This is a genomic window from Pedobacter yonginensis, from assembly GCF_003173595.1.
GTDB classification, from domain to species: Bacteria; Bacteroidota; Bacteroidia; order Sphingobacteriales; family Sphingobacteriaceae; genus Pedobacter; species Pedobacter yonginense.
This window is the reverse complement of record NZ_QGNZ01000005.1, coordinates 101,657-118,625: the sequence shown is the minus strand read 5'-3', so window position 1 is coordinate 118,625 and position 16,969 is coordinate 101,657. Positions and strand designations below refer to the sequence as shown.

The window sequence follows — 16,969 nt, the reverse complement described above, 5'->3', positions numbered from 1 at the left end:
GTTTGATTCTCCTAGCTTTTGATTGTTTAAATGTTGTAAAGTTGAAGGATTAAATGGCTTTCTTACGGATTGAATTTGAAGGGTTTTTAACCTTTCAACGCTATGTTTTGGCGAGTTCTGGGTAATAAAAATACCCTTTAAAACTAGCCAAGACCCTGAAATGAATTCGGGGAATAATACCTTAAACCCATCCCTTATGCTAAATAAACAATCCGTCATGCTGAATTTATTTCAGCATCTTAATCGAAAGTATCATTTAAGCATCAAACCTAGTTACGCCGGTAACACCCCTAACTTTTAATAAGTTTTTAATGAGATTTTCTAAGTGCTCTGTATCGTTAACAAAAATCATAATTGAGCCTTCAAAAATACCATCGTTGGTATCAACTGTAATCGAACGCATATTTACCTTAAAATCAGTTGAAATTACTCGGGTAATGTTGTTGATAAGCCCCACATCATCAATTCCAACAATTTTTAATCCGGTTAAAAAGGTTAGTTCTTGTTGTTTGTTCCATTTTGCTTTAACCACGCGGTAGCCATAGTTGGCCATAAGTTGTGTGGCATTAGGGCAATTGGTTCTGTGTATTTTAATGCCTTCACTTACGGTAATGAATCCAAAAACATCATCCCCCGGAATTGGGTTGCAACATGCAGCAAGCGTATAATCAATGCGTTGCATGTCTTCGCCAATTAAAAGAATATCAGATTCTCCACCTTTAATTTTATTTTTAATGCCATCAACCGATAGATTTTCTGGGCGTTCTGGCGCACGGCTTTCTACTTCTTTTTCTGTGCTTAAATATTCCTTAATATCCTTAAGTTCTATCTTCCCTTGTGCTACATGTACAAAGAGTTCTTGTGTGGAGGGCAGCTTAAAAAAGTAACTTATTTTTTGAAGGTTATCGGTGTTGTATGTGATTTTAAGCGATTTTAACTTACGCTCTAAAATTTCTTTTCCGTTATCGGCAATTTTGCGTTTTTCTTCTTTTAAAGAGGATTTAATTTTGGATTTAGCTTTCGCCGTAACCACAATATTCAGCCAATCTTCTTTTGGCGTTTGCTTGCTAGAGGTGATAATTTCTACTTGATCGCCATTTTGGAGTTTGTAAGATATGGGTACCAGTTTATGATTTACCTTCGCACCAATACAGGTTGCGCCCACTCCCGTGTGAATTTCAAAGGCGAAATCTAGCGCCGTTGCACCTAATGGCAATTGAATAAGCGATCCTTTGGGAGTAAAGATGAAAATTTCGTCGGAGAATAGATTCATCTTAAAATCATCCAAGAAATCGAGCGCATTGGCTTCAGGATTGCTGAGCATCTCCCTCACTTTTTGAATCCATTGATCCAAACCATTATCGTTGCTCGATTCTTTGTACTTCCAATGTGCGGCGAAACCTTTCTCCGCAATTTCATTCATTCGCTGTGTACGAATTTGTACCTCAACCCATTGGCCGCGAGGGCCCATTACGGTAGTATGCAAGCTCTCGTAACCATTTCCTTTTGGTGAGGATACCCAATCGCGCAAGCGATCAGGATTGGGGCGGTATAAATCCGTTACAATAGAATAGGCTTTCCAACAATCGGCCTTTTCGTTTTCTGGCGGGCTATCCAAAATAATGCGGATCGCAAAAAGATCATAAACCTCCTCAAAAGGGATGTTCTTTTTCTTCATTTTATTCCAGATGGAATGAATTGATTTTGGGCGGCCATAAACATCAGCAACTAAACCCTGTTCGTGTACGATTTCATCAATTGGTTCTACAAACTTTTTGATAAACATTGCCCGTTCGGCTTTTTTCTCGTTTAACTTTTTGGCAACAAATTTATAGGTATCGGGCTCAAGATATTTCATGGAAAGATCTTCGAGTTCGGATTTGATGGCATAAAGCCCCAAGCGATGGGCCAGGGGTGCATAAAGATAAATGGTTTCTGAAGCGATTTTGAGTTGCTTATGACGAGGCATAAACTCCATCGTGCGCATGTTGTGCAATCTATCAGCTAGTTTAATCAGTATTACACGAACATCATCTGCCAGGGTAAGCAACATTTTTCTGAAATTCTCGGCTTGCAAGGAACTATTTGTATCGAAAACGCCAGATATTTTGGTTAAACCATCGATAATCTTGGCGGTTTTCTTGCCAAATTCGCGTTCTATATCCTCAAGTGTAATGTCCGTATCTTCCACTACATCATGCAATAGGGCACAAACAATTGATGTTGTACCCAAACCAATTTCTTCTGCTGCAATCTGTGCTACCGCTATTGGATGATAAATATAGGGTTCGCCAGATTTACGTCGCATGTCTTTATGGCTTTCTAATGCCATATCAAATGCTTTGCGGATTTCCTTCTTATCTCCTTTTTGTAATGTGGACTTGCTGGCCCGTAACAATGCCCTGTATCTTTTTAGAATTTCTTGTTTTTCCGCCTCTAAATCAATCACTAACTCTGTTTTCATTTGTATTTTTTGCGTAAAAAATTGCGTCTTATTTATGAATAAAACTTATATTAGATCTGTGAAACACCTTATATATGAAATAACACCTAACTTTGTAAAAGTATAAATTTATGAAATTTAAAGGGCTCTTTTTTCTGTGTATTGTAATGATTTTTAGCATTTCGCTAAAAGCACAAGACCCTGCATCCCCAGTTTTTCCTAAATTGGGCAAGGCCGATACCATTAGAGTTGCCTCTACAAATGATAACGGTGTGATGATTCCTTGGATGCAACTAAACGATGTTAGTATTTTTGCGGCCAGAATTTGGAAATCTCCAGCAGAGCAAGCTGCTTACAATCGCTTGCGTTACAACGTTTTAAAGGTGATGCCTTATGCCTTGTACGCCAAACGCAGATATGAGCAATTGGAACAGGACTTAGCTAAAACACCCGAGAAAAAAGAACAAAAACAATTGGTTAAAGCTTGTGATAATGAGATTAAAGACATGTTTAATCGGGAGATTAAAGAGTTAACCATTACGCAAGGACAAATATTAACCAAACTCATTGATCGTGAAGTTGGAAGAACCACTTACGATATTGTAAAACAAACTAAAGGTGGTTTTGCAGCGTTTTCTTATCAAATTGTGGCCAGAGTTGTTGGTCATAATTTGAAAAGCACTTACGACCCCAATCAAGACAGAGATATAGAATCCATCATTCGTACCTCTGGATATTATCAATAACAAAATGCAGGAAAGCGTTCCGAATATTTACCCATTCAAAGTCAAGAAAATTAATGGCGACGAGCAGCCCTTATCTGCTTACAGAAACAAGGTTGTATTAATTGTAAACACGGCTTCTGAATGTGGTTTTACCCCACAACTTAAAGAACTTCAACAGCTTAAGGATGAAATTAATCATCCTGATTTTGAGATATTAGGTTTTCCAACCAACGATTTTGGAAAACAAGAACCCCTCAGCGGCTCGGACATTAGTACCTTTTGCGAAATTAATCATGGTGTGAAATTTCCCGTTTTCGATAAGATTATGGTTCGTGGCACTCAAGTTCATCCCTTATATCAATTTTTGAGTGATAAGAAACAAAACGGAAAACTAAATTCAAAACCGAGGTGGAATTTTCATAAGTACCTGGTCAATCAACATGGAGAGTTGGTCGATTTCTTCTTTCCTTTTACCAAACCATTGAGCTCAAAAATTAAAAAGAGCATTCAGCGCTTGCTGAATCAAAATTCGTAGTAAAATAATGAAACTAGATATTTTAGTCATTGCCGTGCATCCAGATGATGCTGAGCTTTGTTGTTCAGGAACGATTTTAAAACACATCGCCTTGGGCAAGAAAGTAGGCATCGTAGATTTAACCCGAGGAGAGCTCGGCACACGGGGAACTGCAGAAACCAGAGATGAAGAAGCCGCCGAATCGGCAATGATTTTAGGCTTACACGTTAGAGAAAATTTGAGGTTTCGAGATGGCTTTTTCCAAAACGATGAGGCACACCGTTTAGAAGTGATTAAAGCGATCAGAAAGTATCAGCCAGAAATTATCTTAAGCAATGCTTTAGAAGATCGTCACCCAGATCATGGCCGTGCAGGCGATTTGGTTTATGATTCTGTGTTTCTATCGGGCTTACCCAAAATTGAAACCACACTAGATGGAGAAAAACAGGGTGCACATCGTCCGAGATTGTTGCTACAGTACATTCAAGATCGTTACCTTAAGCCTGATATTATTGTAGATATTACAGATTACATGGACACAAAAATTAAGTCGATAAGGGCTTTTAAAACACAGTTTTACACGCCTGGCGTAGAGGGCTTAGATACTTATATATCTTCTCCAGAATTTTTCGAAAGTGTTATTGGCAGATCAAGAGAATTTGGAAAAAACATCGGTGTTACCTTCGGTGAGGGTTTTACCTCAAGGAAACTGCTTGGAGTAGATAATCTATTTCATTTAAAGTAGCGTATTGCTAGCGCTCCCTTGTGCAAAGAGGGCAGCATGCAACAAAAAGCTGAGTTATTTGTTACTCTGAAAACGAATAATAATGGCGAATATATTTTCTTCACTTAAACATGCTTATAATCTTTTTAAGCATGTAGATTTTGATAAGTTAGAAGCCTTATCCAAAAAAGTCGATCTTCCTAAAATGGTCGAAACCATCTCTAGCCTTGATGATAAGCAAATTCAAGGGATGATGAAAATGATGGGCGGCTCTGGTAAAAAGAGGGAATTGCCTCCAATTGAGGGCGATTTCTATCATTTGGGAGATGAGGCCCTTAAAGATGAAGATCGAGAATTACAGCTTAAAGTAAGGGCATTTTTAGAAAAAGAAGTTAAGCCAATTGTAAATCACTATTGGAATAGAGCCGAATTCCCCTTCGAAATCATTCCTAAACTTGCCGAATTAAATATTTGCGGCTTAACGTACCAAGGTTATGGCTGTCCGGGCAAATCCAATTTGATGGAAGGTATTTTAGCGATGGAAATGGCGAGAATTGATACCTCTATTTCTACCTTTTTCGGAGTCCAAAGCGGTTTGGCCATGGGCTCTATTTATCTTTGTGGCTCAGAAGAACAAAAGCAACAATGGCTTCCCCTAATGCAACAATTTAAAATTATAGGCGCATTTGGCTTAACCGAGCCCGAAGTTGGCTCTGCTGCTGCTGGCGGCTTAACCACTACCTGTAAAAAAATAGGCGATAAGTGGGTTCTAAATGGTCAGAAAAAGTGGATTGGCAATGCCACCTTTGCCGATATTTTAATTATTTGGGCAAGGGACGAAGACAGTGGAGAGGTGAAAGGCTTCATTGTCAAAAAGGACAACCCCGGTTTTGCAGTCGAAAAAATGCAAGATAAAATGGCCTTGAGAATAGTTCAAAATGGAATTATTACGCTAAGCAATTGCGAAGTTGCAGAATCCGACCGATTGCAAAACGCCAATTCGTTTAAAGATACGGCTAAGGTTTTGCAAATGACAAGGGCTGGCGTTGCTTGGCAGGCAGTAGGCTGTGCAAGAGGTGCCTATGAAAACGCCTTAGAATATACCAGAACGCGCAAACAGTTTGGTAAACCGATAGCATCATTCCAATTAATTCAGAACCATTTAGTGGAAATGTTATCTAATTTAACGGCTATGCAAACGCTCTGTTTCCGTTTATCCCAACTGCAAGATCAAGGTCTGTTGAAAGATGAACATGCCTCTTTAGCGAAGGTTTTCTGCTCTTTGCGCACGCGGGATGTAGTGAGTAAAGCCCGTGAAGTAATGGGTGGAAATGGGATTTTGCTTGAGTATAATGTTGCGAGATTTGTTGCAGATGCAGAGGCAATTTATTCGTACGAGGGTACAAAAGAGATTAATACCTTAATTGTAGGCAGGGCGATCACCGGGTTTTCTGCTTTCGTTTGATTCGGGGAAGGGTTTATTTTTTTCGCAAAACCATTAGTATATTTTCGGAATTGCAAAAGTATTGGTAGTAAATAAGCGAGGGTGTTCTGTTGTTAGTCATAACGTTCTTGGAAAATCAATTGTGGCGTATTTTCTCAGACGCCACCATATTAATATTTGGAAAGGATTGGTTCTGTGTTTCATAGGTGCTGTAGTCCTGCTAACCGCTATAGCCCAGCAGAAAAAGCTGGGGCTGCCGCTATTATCAGGTTTAATAAATTGGGCTGGTGGTTCTTTTGAACGTTTTTCTTGTATGGTGGGGTAAGGTAATGTTGAATTGCTTGGCATGTAGTATATGTGCATTATGAGCCTCCCGTTAATTATAAACCCGATTTTGCGAATGCCAATTTTGTGAGTGGCTAATCGCTTATTGTTAGGAAATGAACGGTTCTATATTTCATAGGTGCTGTAGCCCTGCTAACCGCTATAGCCCAGCTGAAAAAGCTGGGGCTGCCGCTATTATCAGGTTTAATAAATTGGGCTTGTGGTTCTTTTGAACGTCCTTTTCTTATATGGAGGCGCAAGGTATGATTGAATTGTTTGCATGCTATAGATATGGATTATGAGCCCCCTTTAATTGTAAACCCGATTGTACGAATGCCAATTTTTTTCAAATTGGCAGCAGGGAAAGCGGGACAGGTGTTTCCAATGGAATGCTGAACGTTCATTTCCAAATTATTTTCGTCGTATCTAACGCTTATTGAGGCTTATGCCCATCAATAGATGAAACGGTATGTCAGTCGCCAATTAAACAGCTTGCTTAACTACTGCTTAAAACGGATGCTTATTGAATGCCACTTGGCTCATGGCACTTTTCTCGAATAGTGCAATACAGGATTTATTGTATTGAGAATCAAAGTTTATTGCTCCAGGTTCCAATGCTTTAGGAACATTGGAATTTTCCATGAAGAAATAAACTTTGGTATTTCCGTATTTGGTATGGGGCATAATGTTTCCATAATCTTCCATTTCTTTCCAAATGCTATCTTTAACCGTTACTACATAAATCCTTTGCACGGGGCCGGTATTGTTAGCATTTCTGTATTTAACAACTTCTTTGAAACCCGATTTCATATCGCCTATACCTGGTTGGTTAAGGGTGTCTTTCACGATAAAGAAGATTAGTATTAAAACACCAATGAAAGTTAGGTAAAAAAGGGATTTTTTGCGCATGCTTACAATAAAGGCAATATTTTTTCCATAACCGTCAAACCCTCGTCAATATGTTTTTGCTCAATGCAAAGGGCGGGGCGGAAGCGAATGGTTTTTTCGCCACAGCCTAAAAACATAACGTTATGGTCTAATCCTTTGCTTATGAATTGATTTCTCATGTCTTTTGTAGGGAAATCGAACGCGCACAATAAGCCTCTTCCACGTACATTGCTCATTTTATCGTATTTGTGGGCAAGGTTTTCGAGGTTTTCTTTTAAATAAGCTCCAACCTTTGTGGCATTATCGCAAAGTTGGTCTTCTTCTACAATTTGTAGAATTTGGGTAGCGCGCACCATATCAACCAAATTCCCACCCCATGTTGAGTTAATTCTGCTTGGAACTCTAAATACATTGTTCTCAATTTGATTCACCTTATCGCCAACCAAAATTCCGCAAACCTGCATTTTCTTGCCAAAGGCAACAATATCTGGCCGTGCTTTTTCGCTAAAGTGTTGGTGGCACCAAAATTTACCGGTTAAACCAACGCCCGTTTGTACCTCATCATAAATTAGAAACGCCTCATTTTCATCTGCCAAGGTTTTAAGTTGAATTAAAAATTCCTCACGTAAATGATTATCGCCACCTTCAGATTGGATGGGTTCTATAATAATCGCACAAATTTCGTCTTTATTCTCGGCGAAGGCTTGTTTAATCTGTGCTATAGATGTTTCTTCCGTATGTATGGCCTGATCTAGATGATCACCTTGAAGTGGAAATTTAACTTGTGGAATACTTACCCTCGGCCAATCGAATTTGGCAAACCATTTGGTTTTATCTGGCAAGGTATTGGTTAAACTTAAGGTATATCCTGTACGACCGTGAAAGGCGCGCTCAAAGTGAAGTACCTTAAAACCTTTCTCTGCTGTATATCCTTTTGCAAAATTCTTTTGAACCTTCCAGTCCATAGCAACTTTAATGGCATTTTCGACGGCCAAACCACCACCTGCAATAAAGAAAGCATGGGGCAGATAATCTGGAATGCCGATTTTGGAAAAGGTTTCTACAAATTGTGCATATTGTTGGGTATATACATCAGAATTTGATGGATTGGCCATGGCTGCTTGTAGTAGATTTTTTTTGAAGGCTTCATCGTTAATCATTTTTGGATGATTGTACCCTAATGGCACCGAAGCAAAACAGGTAAAAAAATCGAGCAGTGTACGGTTGTATTTCGAATCGTAAATATATGCCCCCTTACTTTTTTCCATATCATAGGTAAGGTCGAAACCGTCAGCTAAAATATGTTTACTAAGTGCTTCGTTAACTTGATCTGCAGGTATTGTTAATTGGTACATAAATTTGGTTTTGATGTTTTTCAAATTTAGCGAAATGTGCCTAGAATCAAAATTTAAGCCCTTTTTGTACTCGAAGAGCAAAAATAGGTTTAAACTGTTTAAAGTATGATTTTGCCCCTACACAGACATCTTTTTAATAAATGTGGAAAACTTTTTTCTGAAGAGATGATCAAATTGATGCTTATTATTTCCATCCTGAACGTTGTACACGACATAAATTATAGCTTGATTAACGGAATTGAAGCCAATAACAATAATACTTATTGATATATATCATTAAATTAACCAATTAAGGTTTATTTCTGTAGTATTAATTATATGTTTTATTATGTTTGTGTATGGAAACGCTTAATAAAGTTCAAATGTTAAATACCTTCCTTGCAAAAGTTAAGCAATTGAGGGGCTTTGGTGATATGAATTCTTATTTCTTGGCCAGCCAGTTTAAGGGTATAGACGAGAAAGTTAAAGAAAATCAAGTCAATGAAATTATTTCCGAGTTTTCTTCCCCGGAAACTTTTAATGAGGGCAAAACACATTTTATAGATGGTATTAATGCCCTAATAGACGATATTTTACACAATTAGATTGTATTATTATTTTTAAGTAGTAAGCCTTTAGATTTTTATCTAAGGGCTTTTTTTGTGGTACAATTTTTAAGTTAAAGCTTGTATTACAAGCCCTTGGCAATTTTGAATTGGAGGTCGCTGTATTCGGCAACCGTTCTGACTGCTTTTTGAGTTACCAAATTCCATTTAGTGCCCGTTTTTTCATAAATGTACACCGTACTTGGAAATTTGGGATAACTTCCTTTTTGCAAATCGGCGGTGTTATCAAGCTCATTGGTATTGGTGAAGAAGGTATAGATTGTAAAATTGTTGTCGCCGATAGAATTGTTTAAAATACCATTGAACAAAGTTCTTCCGATTGATATTTTCTCCGCTTTTGTTTTTCCCTTAAACTTTGCATTCCAGCCTTCTAATGATTTGGGTACACATACAATTTTGCCGTAGCCATCGGCTTTATTATCGTAAATAAACATGGGCACATTGCTAATCAATTTTTTCGAATCTTTAGATTGAAGAAAACCCAACCAAGCAGTATGCACATATTTGGTGTCTTTAAAAAAATCTCGACTAGTTGTATTGCGTAAAACTTTTATGGGAGGGGTGGTTTCTAGGTGTGTAGAAAGGAAAATTAAGATGCTAATTAAGAAAACTTGGATGTTCATTTTTGGTTAAGTAACAAGGGAATAATGCTGCAAGTTATCATTTAAAATGGCGGTTTAGATGCAGTTAAACTGGATTATGACGTTAAGCAGATGATTCAGTAAGTTTAGTTATTTTCGACGCATTTGTGTAGATACAGTAAGGGTATTCTGATTAATAAAAGGCTGTAGTTCTTGCCTATTGTTTCTAAACTAGAAGATTATACAGCCTTGTAGTTTTATCCATTTTGACCAGAATTAAAGGTTATAAAATGATAATTTTAAAGGATTTATAGGCTAATTACTACTACAAGTTGTTAATTTTTTGCAATTAAACTAAACTTTACGTAATTCACCTTGTTACTAATCATATCAAAAAATTCATAGTGCTTCTTAAGCGCACAGTTGTTAAACTTGGCCGCTTGTAGAAGAATTTATTGTTGTTTAGCCCTAAATTTTATATAGAGCTTCTTTAAAATTCAAAGCAGGATTCGGAACCACGACCTGATTTTTACGAGGAGCACTTTTAGCCATATAGGCGAAACTTATTGTAACTAATGAATACAGAATCTTACTATACCCGACGCGATGCTTGCATGAAGTTTTTATTAACGCCTGAAGAATTTCAAGAAATACTACACGTGCACGAGATTAGTCATATAAATAAGGAGATCACACTATTTACCGCTCCCGTTGCTTCACCTTTTAAGAATGATGAAATTTATGTTGACAAAAAAGATTTTGAACTTGCGCTTAAGATTTACAGGAATGAGCTACACCTAAATCGGTAATCTAAGCTCGGGATCACAAAAATATCTTTCAAAAAGAGCTAAAACGCTCCAATAAATTGATGGTGATTAATTTATATAATCCTTTTTTCAAATTTGTCCATTCCCGCTGAATTGATTTTAACACCTTAACGGAAATTGCTTTGATTATCTTTTTGCCCTTAGGTCTTGAGCCGACCTTAGCTTGTGTAAGCAAATCATTACTAGGATATTAGAATATTGAATTGTGATTGAACAAATGTTATTGGGCTTTCCCCATTTTCTTTAAAACCAGATAATGTGACCTCAATGCAGCGCCAAAAGTTTTACTTTCATGGTAAGGCATGCCGTACTCTAGAGCGGTTTCTTTCACAATCAGCGATACCTTCCCGTAATGAATGTGACAAATTTTAGGGAAGAGATGGTGTTCTATTTGGCGGTTAAGTCCGCCTAGGAAAAAGGCTGCAAACTTACATTGCGTGGCAAAATTAGCCGTTGTACGCATTTGGTGTTCTGCCCAGGCCTCTTCCATGTTCCCATTAATATTTGGTGATGGAAAAATGGTGCCTTCTACCACGTGTGCCAACTGGAAAACCAAGCCCATGGTTAAACCTTGTGCCAAATGCAACACCACGAAGCCAATTGTAATTTGCCACCAAGCAACATCCATTACCAACAAGGGCAGGCCAATAAACATAAAGTAATATAGCGCTTTATAAAAAAACAGATTGAAGTACTGTATTTTGGGATGTTTGTTTTCGCATGCGCCAACGCTTTTTTGGAAGAATTTTTTGTAATCTTTTCTAAAAATCCATGATAATGAAGCCAAACTATACAAGGGGAAAGCATACCAATGTTGAAAACGTTGGTGGGGTTTAAGCTCATCCTCTGAAGAAATTCTGATTAAACCGGGTGCAACTTCAATATCTTCATCATGCCCAGGTATGTTAGTATAGGTGTGGTGAACAACATTGTGTGTGATGTTCCAAACGTATGGGTTTGCACCGACCATGTGAAATAAAAAACTAAAAAACTGATTGACCGATTTGTGTTTTGAAAACGAATTGTGAATGGCATCATGGCAAACGTTAAAACCGATAAATGCCGAAGTAACCCCAAGCAAAATAGCCATGCCAGTTAAAATGATTAAATTTAATGGCAATAATAAAATCGACAGATACAGAAATAAAAACAAGCTTAAAAATAAACTGGTTTTAAACCACATGGCCACATTTGCATGGGTGCTTATATTTTGATCTTTAAAATGGGCATTAACTTTTTTTCTAACTTCAGAGTAGAATGTGGTTCCGGTGGCAGATGGGAACTTCGCTTTTGATTTCATGGACTATCGGTGCTGTACTCATGTTCGCAGACTTTTAATTCCAGGATCAGTAAGTTGATTTATTTTACTTTAACTCGCAAGTTACACTTACTATATTATAAACGGAAAAGTTAAGCCTTTAGTTTTTTAATACGGCCGATTATAGCCCAACGGTTTAAACAAGTCACGGTTAATTCATCTTTCGCTTCGGCTAAGAACTGAATTTAAACTTTACTCGTATTTGTTGATATATAAGCAGTTATTTAAATCACAACTGTAAGGTATGCCCTTACAATCCGACTAATACAATATGAAAAAGATAAAATTTTTAATGATCCCACTTTTGGCCTTGGCATTGAATGCTTGTAGCCAAAATCCTTCAGGTCAAAAATCAGCCACGGGTGGTAGTCGATCTGAGAATACAAAGTTATATCCAGAAGCCAAACCCAATGCCTATTGGAAAAAGCAACTTTCTGCCAATAGTTACGAAATTATGGTCAATAGCGGTACGGAAACACCCTACAAAAACCCATATTGGAATAACCACAAAAAAGGCATTTATGTTAGTGCGGCAACGGGGAAACCGCTTTTTTCTTCTGATACAAAATTTGAATCGGGAACAGGTTGGCCAAGTTTTTACCAACCGATTGATCCAAAAGCAGTTAAAGTTGTTCATGATTCATCTTACGGCATGGATAGAGATGAAGTGATAGAAGCCAGCACAGGCTTGCATTTAGGCCATGTTTTTGATGATGGGCCAAAGCCAACCGGAAAAAGATATTGCATGAACTCTTACGCTTTGAAGTTTATTCCAGCAAAATAATTATTCAGACATCGTTATGAAACTAAATAAAATATGGATCTGTGCACTGCTTTTATTAAGTGCATGTGCAAATGGTCAATCGACAAAAAACGGGAATGCCTTTGCCAAATTGCCTGTCCCGCAGGCTGATGAAAAAGTTGCTACTTTTGGCGGGGGATGCTTTTGGGCGCTATCAGAAGGCTTAAGTGAGTTGAAGGGCGTAACCAAGGTGGTATCCGGATATGCAGGCGGAACGGTTAAAAACCCCACATACGAGCAGGTATGTGCTGACAATACCGGGCATGCAGAATCTGTTCAGGTGTATTACAATCCAAAAGTGATTAGTTACGCACAGCTTGTAGAAGCGTTTTTCTATGCACATGATCCAACTACCTTAAATCGCCAAGGCCCAGATGAGGGCGAAGATTATCGTTCAATTGCTTTTTATAGAACGCCTGAAGAACAAACAACACTTAAAAGTGTAATTGCTAAAGTGAATGCAAGTCATCACTACTCAAATCCGATTGTTACGGAGGTTGAGCCTTTTAAAGTGATTTACCCGGCGGAAAATTATCACCAAGGCTATTATAAGTTGCATCCCAGCAGTTCATATATTCAAAATGTATCTGCCCCAAAAGTGATGAAACTTAGAAAAAGTATGAGCGCTTTAATTAAGCCAGAGTTTCTAGGAAAGTAATGCAGGTAGCATGCTTTTTTATTAAAGTCCTGAATAATAATCGTAACCCTGTTCTGCCCAATAATCCTTAGGGCGGGCATTGCTAAACGACATGGTGCCAATTCTTTTGAGGTTCTTTATTCCATATTTAACGGGAACAATCAATCTTAAAGGGGCACCATGCTCCATTGAAATGGGTTGATTATTCATTTCATAAGCCAGTAGGGTTTGTGGATGCAGCACACATTCCATTTCTAAGCCTACATAATATTTTCCGTTGGGGGTTTCTAAGCCCATGTATTGTTTTTTGCTTTGTTCAATCAGTTTAAAGTGCGCTAAAAAGTCGCTCAATTTAACGCCTCCCCAATGTTGAATTTGATCCCAACCCTCAACACACTTAAAGTCAAAAACAATTTCCGTTTTCGGCAAGGCTTTAATTTCATCAATATTAATGTTTAGCGTTTGCAGGTTATTTAATTTAACGGCCAAATGCCAGTTTTTCGCATCGAAATCTTCATCATCATTTATTCCGATTAAGCTATTTACACGAACATTTTTGGCTGCTCTGGATGTTGGATAGGTTTTAACCAGATGCTTATTGCTGTAAAAGTTGCGAAAGAAAAGTTCTGTTTTGTTCAATGCTCTTCTTAACGGTGCCTTCGCATTGGCTGTAACGCCAGCTACTTCATCCGGCGAGTTTAACAGCCATTTCCATCCGGCTACGGCGGTTCCACCGAGTGCGAAAAAAACGCCAAACGAAATAAAATTTCTACGTTTTATTTTTTGCTCTACACTAAGCTGTTCTTTGTTTTGATTAGTCGTTTCCATTTTTCTCCTTAACTTTTTCTACAGGTAGGTTATTAGATTTGTTTTTAGCTGAAGAATCAATCACCTCAAAGCCAGAAATAACGGATCGGAAATTGTTCCAACCGGCAAGCGCAACCTGAACAATGTGGATGACAAAAAAGAGTACGTAGCCAATGGTTAGGGTAAAGTGAATGATTCTTGCAAAATGGTAACCACCGCAGAGCCAGCAAAGCCAATAAAATTGAACAGGTTTATAAATGGCTAAGCCGGTGGCGATTGAACCAATGCCCATTACAATTATGGCGGTGTAGGCAATTCTTTGGGCGGCGTTATATTTTTTTTGTGGGGGGATGGTTTTTCGAATGTGCAAATCGTGCAGTAGCACCAACCAGGCTTCTTTAAAAGAATTTCGCTTCGGAATCAGTTCTCTCCAAGCACCCGAAAAAATGGTATAGGCGATATAAAGCAATCCATTAATGAAAAAGAACCACATAAATAGAAAGTGATAGGCCATGCCTTCTGCTAGCCGGTGTGGGATGTGAAAATAATTGTAAAACCATTGGGGGAAAAATTTTATCAAACTAAACCCGAAAATAGAAATGCCATACGCATCATTTGCCCAATAGATAAATAGTCCACTCCAAATCATAATGGTAAGCACCGGAAAATTGACCCAATGGGTCCAACGCATTAAGAATGAATGCTTTTCTTTTATTTCTTTCATCAGAGCTTGATTTACATGTAATATACTGGAAATTTATCGAGTTGGATTTATCAATCAGTTTGCAATTCTCTCGTATTTAATTTGGATGCTGCTGTTATTTTGCCTGTGGTGTTGTTTTGCAAGAAACAAATGACTTGTAAAGCATCATTTTGCTTTGCCCGGGCGAGTGCAATGTTGGCAGTTCCGTTGGTGTTGCCTTTAATAGGGATGGATTCAAACTGTTGAACGATTTGAATATGAGCAAGCGTTCTGCCTTTATTTTCGCCCCTTAATATTTTGTTTGTTGCCATTGGGCTCACCAAAGCCACTACTAAATTGTAGTCATCGGTTTTTTGGTTTGTTTTATAGCTTATGCTCAAATTGTGATTATCCGATCTGCTTAAAGAAATTTCCAAATTCTGGCTTGAGGGCTTTGCAAGTTCGGTAGCCAGGCTTTTGCGTAATGTTACTTCGTTTGAACCGACAAATTCTTGATCGCCATTAACCACGATTTGAGGTGTATAAACGCTTTTTAAATTTAACCAATTGGCGTAACGGTTTTGCCTTGCAGAAAATTTGGCATCGCTAAATGTATCTTTCCAGCCTAGCCTATCCCAATAATCTACATGATAGGCTAAAATGTAGATAGGCTTACCAGCACTTTCTTTTTCGATTTTTGCAATAAGTGCATCGGCTGGTGGGCAACTGGAGCACCCTTCTGATGTGAACAACTCAACGACGGCAAATCCAGTTGGTGCAGTATTTATTGTTTTTGATGTGTCTTTATTTACAGGATTAAAAGCCAATCCTAAGCCAATTATCCCAAATGCAATAACAGGCAATATTATGTTCTTTATCATGATGATCATTTTATACTTAGTCGGTTGAGCATCCTAAACCTTACAAAATAAAAATAAATGAGGTGATTGAGGAAATCATTCTACTGGCTAGACTTCTAACAAGATCGGTAATTTATGGGCATTTAATTTACACTTTACAGGAAAGAGAACAAAAAATGTTTTTATGTAAGGTATTGAAAAGGTTTTCGACTAAGCGGATATACAAAACTCATAAAACATGAAAAATCAAATTTTAAAATCAGTAGGTAAATTAATTCTTTCTGCATTGGTGGTGGCCAGCGTATCGTTTTCAACCTTTGCATCAAATGGTCCTTTGCAGGAAAAAGACAAAATGTCTAAAATGAAAACCGATAAAATGGAGAAGAAGAAGGTGGATAAGATGTCTAAAATGAAGGCAGATACCACGAAAAAAGCCAAAATGGAGCAATCAAAAATGGCAAAAGACAAAATGTCAAAAGGCAAAATGTAGTTTCTTGGCAGGAAGGGTTTTTCTTCCTGCCAATTTTTTAATGCCGATCGCCTTTCATTACCTTAAATACATGCAATACCTGAGGGAATAATGCATCCATACTCTCTTGTGCCCCCTTAACCGACCCTGGGAAAGCCATAACCAAAGTTTGACCGATTAAGCCTGCCACACCTCTAGATAGCATGGCAAATGGCATTCTTTCTTGTCCATAGCGCCTGGCCGTTTCCATTATCCCATCTATTGGTTGCTCAATCAGCGGTTCAATGGCATCGAACGTTACATCTCTCGGCGATAAGCCTGTACCACCGGTAAAAATTAGAAGCTGTACTTTTTCTGTAAGTTGTTTAACCTGATTTTGTATGATCTCAAAATCATCTGCAATGACTTCATAATGTGTGCTTTCTATTCCAAAAGATTCCAATTTGGCAATAATTGCTTTGCCCGATCTATCTTCTCCTTGACCAGCAGAAATGGTATCTGAACACACCACTACGCCAGCTTTTAAGTGTGCAAAATCGTTCTTGTTGAAATCTGTTTTTCCGCCAGATTTCTTAAGCAATTTAACTGATTCTATCTCTACCCCTTTATCAATCGGTTTTAGCATATCGTACATGGTTAAGGCGGTAACCGCAGCACCGTGCATGGCTTCTACCTCAACACCAGTTTTATAAATGGTATGCACTTCAACAGAAATAACAACGGTTAAACCTTCAATTTCGTAGGTAATGGCGGTAAATTCTACAGGTAGGGGATGGCAATCTGGAATCACATCACTGGTTTTTTTTACACCCAATAGGCCAGCTGCTCTGGCGAATTCAAATACATCGCCTTTTGGAACCTTGCGGTTTTGTATGGCTTCAATGGTTTCGATTTTGGATACGCGTACGGTAGCCGTAGCAATTGCAACTCTGAGGGTATTGGATTTGGATGTAATGTTAACCAT

The 16,969-nt window shown here is 38.1% G+C and carries 18 protein-coding genes; 9 read left to right on the top strand and 9 right to left on the bottom strand.

Annotated elements, in window-relative coordinates:
* Positions 1 to 256 precede the first annotated feature (256 nt).
* Positions 257 to 2,464, bottom strand: a complete 2,208-nt coding sequence (locus DHW03_RS18545) for a RelA/SpoT family protein (RefSeq protein WP_109927347.1) — start codon at positions 2,462 to 2,464, stop codon at positions 257 to 259.
* Between the two features lie 110 nt (positions 2,465 to 2,574).
* Between DHW03_RS18545 and DHW03_RS18540 the strand changes: the two genes are divergently transcribed.
* From DHW03_RS18540 to DHW03_RS18525, 4 genes are all read left to right on the top strand, one after another.
* The gene (locus DHW03_RS18540; protein ID WP_109927346.1) at positions 2,575 to 3,189 is read left to right on the top strand and encodes a DUF4294 domain-containing protein; all 615 of its coding nucleotides are present in this window, start codon (positions 2,575 to 2,577) and stop codon (positions 3,187 to 3,189) included.
* A 4-nt stretch (positions 3,190 to 3,193) separates the two neighbouring features.
* Positions 3,194 to 3,703, top strand: coding sequence for a glutathione peroxidase (locus DHW03_RS18535; RefSeq protein WP_109927345.1), 510 nt, complete (start codon positions 3,194 to 3,196; stop codon positions 3,701 to 3,703).
* A 7-nt stretch (positions 3,704 to 3,710) separates the two neighbouring features.
* Positions 3,711 to 4,427, top strand: coding sequence for a bacillithiol biosynthesis deacetylase BshB1 (bshB1, locus tag DHW03_RS18530; protein WP_109927344.1), 717 nt, complete (start codon positions 3,711 to 3,713; stop codon positions 4,425 to 4,427).
* 82 nt (positions 4,428 to 4,509) lie between these two features.
* On the top strand, positions 4,510 to 5,871 hold the full coding sequence (locus DHW03_RS18525) for an acyl-CoA dehydrogenase family protein (RefSeq protein WP_109927343.1): 1,362 nt from the start codon (positions 4,510 to 4,512) through the stop codon (positions 5,869 to 5,871).
* Positions 5,872 to 6,681: 810 nt separating this feature from the next.
* Here DHW03_RS18525 and DHW03_RS18515 read toward each other — a convergent pair.
* A complete protein-coding gene (locus DHW03_RS18515; RefSeq protein WP_109927341.1) occupies positions 6,682 to 7,083 on the bottom strand; it encodes a hypothetical protein in 402 nt (133 codons plus the stop codon).
* 2 nt (positions 7,084 to 7,085) lie between these two features.
* Positions 7,086 to 8,417 (bottom strand): L-lysine 6-transaminase, encoded by a 1,332-nt coding sequence (lat, locus tag DHW03_RS18510; protein WP_109927391.1) that lies wholly within the window; start codon positions 8,415 to 8,417, stop codon positions 7,086 to 7,088.
* A gap of 338 nt (positions 8,418 to 8,755) precedes the next feature.
* On the opposite strand from lat, the gene DHW03_RS18505 reads away from it, so the two are divergent.
* Entirely contained in the window at positions 8,756 to 9,001 is a 246-nt protein-coding gene (locus tag DHW03_RS18505) for a hypothetical protein (protein WP_109927340.1), read from the top strand.
* Positions 9,002 to 9,087: 86 nt separating this feature from the next.
* On the opposite strand, the gene DHW03_RS18500 is transcribed toward DHW03_RS18505, so the two are convergent.
* Positions 9,088 to 9,645: a hypothetical protein gene (locus DHW03_RS18500; protein ID WP_109927339.1), complete on the bottom strand. Its 558-nt coding sequence runs from the start codon at positions 9,643 to 9,645 to the stop codon at positions 9,088 to 9,090.
* A gap of 533 nt (positions 9,646 to 10,178) precedes the next feature.
* Here DHW03_RS18500 and DHW03_RS18495 point away from each other — a divergent pair.
* A complete protein-coding gene (locus DHW03_RS18495) occupies positions 10,179 to 10,412 on the top strand; it encodes a hypothetical protein (protein WP_109927338.1) in 234 nt (77 codons plus the stop codon).
* A gap of 238 nt (positions 10,413 to 10,650) precedes the next feature.
* Here DHW03_RS18495 and DHW03_RS18490 read toward each other — a convergent pair whose 3' ends face one another.
* Complete coding sequence (locus DHW03_RS18490; RefSeq protein ID WP_109927337.1) at positions 10,651 to 11,730, bottom strand: fatty acid desaturase family protein; 1,080 nt, start codon at positions 11,728 to 11,730, stop codon at positions 10,651 to 10,653.
* A 289-nt stretch (positions 11,731 to 12,019) separates the two neighbouring features.
* On the opposite strand from DHW03_RS18490, the gene msrB reads away from it, so the two are divergent.
* Positions 12,020 to 12,532, top strand: coding sequence for a peptide-methionine (R)-S-oxide reductase MsrB (msrB, locus tag DHW03_RS18485; protein WP_109927336.1), 513 nt, complete (start codon positions 12,020 to 12,022; stop codon positions 12,530 to 12,532).
* A gap of 16 nt (positions 12,533 to 12,548) precedes the next feature.
* Positions 12,549 to 13,208 (top strand): peptide-methionine (S)-S-oxide reductase MsrA, encoded by a 660-nt coding sequence (gene msrA, locus DHW03_RS18480; RefSeq protein ID WP_109927335.1) that lies wholly within the window; start codon positions 12,549 to 12,551, stop codon positions 13,206 to 13,208.
* A gap of 21 nt (positions 13,209 to 13,229) precedes the next feature.
* On the opposite strand, the gene DHW03_RS18475 is transcribed toward msrA, so the two are convergent.
* The 3 genes from DHW03_RS18475 to DHW03_RS18465 are packed head-to-tail and all read right to left on the bottom strand — an operon-like array spanning position 13,230 to position 15,557.
* Positions 13,230 to 14,015, bottom strand: a complete 786-nt coding sequence (locus DHW03_RS18475) for a molybdopterin-dependent oxidoreductase (RefSeq protein ID WP_109927334.1) — start codon at positions 14,013 to 14,015, stop codon at positions 13,230 to 13,232.
* Positions 14,002 to 14,718, bottom strand: coding sequence for a cytochrome b/b6 domain-containing protein (locus DHW03_RS18470; RefSeq protein WP_109927333.1), 717 nt, complete (start codon positions 14,716 to 14,718; stop codon positions 14,002 to 14,004). Before DHW03_RS18470 ends, DHW03_RS18475 begins: the two co-directional genes overlap by 14 nt.
* 50 nt (positions 14,719 to 14,768) lie before the next feature.
* The gene (locus DHW03_RS18465; RefSeq protein ID WP_165825465.1) at positions 14,769 to 15,557 is read right to left on the bottom strand and encodes a DUF1223 domain-containing protein; all 789 of its coding nucleotides are present in this window, start codon (positions 15,555 to 15,557) and stop codon (positions 14,769 to 14,771) included.
* Positions 15,558 to 15,774: 217 nt separating this feature from the next.
* Between DHW03_RS18465 and DHW03_RS18460 the strand changes: the two genes are divergently transcribed.
* Entirely contained in the window at positions 15,775 to 16,026 is a 252-nt protein-coding gene (locus DHW03_RS18460; RefSeq protein WP_109927331.1) for a hypothetical protein, read from the top strand.
* A gap of 37 nt (positions 16,027 to 16,063) precedes the next feature.
* Here DHW03_RS18460 and moaCB read toward each other — a convergent pair whose 3' ends face one another.
* The gene (gene moaCB / locus DHW03_RS18455) at positions 16,064 to 16,969 is read right to left on the bottom strand and encodes a bifunctional molybdenum cofactor biosynthesis protein MoaC/MoaB (protein WP_109927330.1); all 906 of its coding nucleotides are present in this window, start codon (positions 16,967 to 16,969) and stop codon (positions 16,064 to 16,066) included.

Bases quoted from the DNA above. Each gene is read 5' to 3' on its own strand.
- DHW03_RS18515 (WP_109927341.1), bottom strand. From the start codon at position 7,083: ATGCGCAAAAAATCCCTTTTTTACCTAACTTTCATTGGTGTTTTAATA.
- DHW03_RS18470 (WP_109927333.1), bottom strand. From the start codon at position 14,718: ATGAAAGAAATAAAAGAAAAGCATTCATTCTTAATGCGTTGGACCCAT.
- bshB1 (WP_109927344.1), top strand. From the start codon at position 3,711: ATGAAACTAGATATTTTAGTCATTGCCGTGCATCCAGATGATGCTGAG.
- DHW03_RS18505 (WP_109927340.1), top strand. From the start codon at position 8,756: ATGGAAACGCTTAATAAAGTTCAAATGTTAAATACCTTCCTTGCAAAA.
- DHW03_RS18460 (WP_109927331.1), top strand. From the start codon at position 15,775: ATGAAAAATCAAATTTTAAAATCAGTAGGTAAATTAATTCTTTCTGCA.
- DHW03_RS18540 (WP_109927346.1), top strand. From the start codon at position 2,575: ATGAAATTTAAAGGGCTCTTTTTTCTGTGTATTGTAATGATTTTTAGC.
- DHW03_RS18545 (WP_109927347.1), bottom strand. From the start codon at position 2,464: ATGAAAACAGAGTTAGTGATTGATTTAGAGGCGGAAAAACAAGAAATT.
- DHW03_RS18495 (WP_109927338.1), top strand. From the start codon at position 10,179: ATGAATACAGAATCTTACTATACCCGACGCGATGCTTGCATGAAGTTT.
- DHW03_RS18490 (WP_109927337.1), bottom strand. From the start codon at position 11,730: ATGAAATCAAAAGCGAAGTTCCCATCTGCCACCGGAACCACATTCTAC.
- DHW03_RS18475 (WP_109927334.1), bottom strand. From the start codon at position 14,015: ATGGAAACGACTAATCAAAACAAAGAACAGCTTAGTGTAGAGCAAAAA.
- msrA (WP_109927335.1), top strand. From the start codon at position 12,549: ATGAAACTAAATAAAATATGGATCTGTGCACTGCTTTTATTAAGTGCA.
- DHW03_RS18525 (WP_109927343.1), top strand. From the start codon at position 4,510: ATGGCGAATATATTTTCTTCACTTAAACATGCTTATAATCTTTTTAAG.
- DHW03_RS18500 (WP_109927339.1), bottom strand. From the start codon at position 9,645: ATGAACATCCAAGTTTTCTTAATTAGCATCTTAATTTTCCTTTCTACA.
- DHW03_RS18535 (WP_109927345.1), top strand. From the start codon at position 3,194: ATGCAGGAAAGCGTTCCGAATATTTACCCATTCAAAGTCAAGAAAATT.
- moaCB (WP_109927330.1), bottom strand. From the start codon at position 16,969: ATGGTTAACATTACATCCAAATCCAATACCCTCAGAGTTGCAATTGCT.
- lat (WP_109927391.1), bottom strand. From the start codon at position 8,417: ATGTACCAATTAACAATACCTGCAGATCAAGTTAACGAAGCACTTAGT.
- DHW03_RS18465 (WP_165825465.1), bottom strand. From the start codon at position 15,557: ATGATAAAGAACATAATATTGCCTGTTATTGCATTTGGGATAATTGGC.
- msrB (WP_109927336.1), top strand. From the start codon at position 12,020: ATGAAAAAGATAAAATTTTTAATGATCCCACTTTTGGCCTTGGCATTG.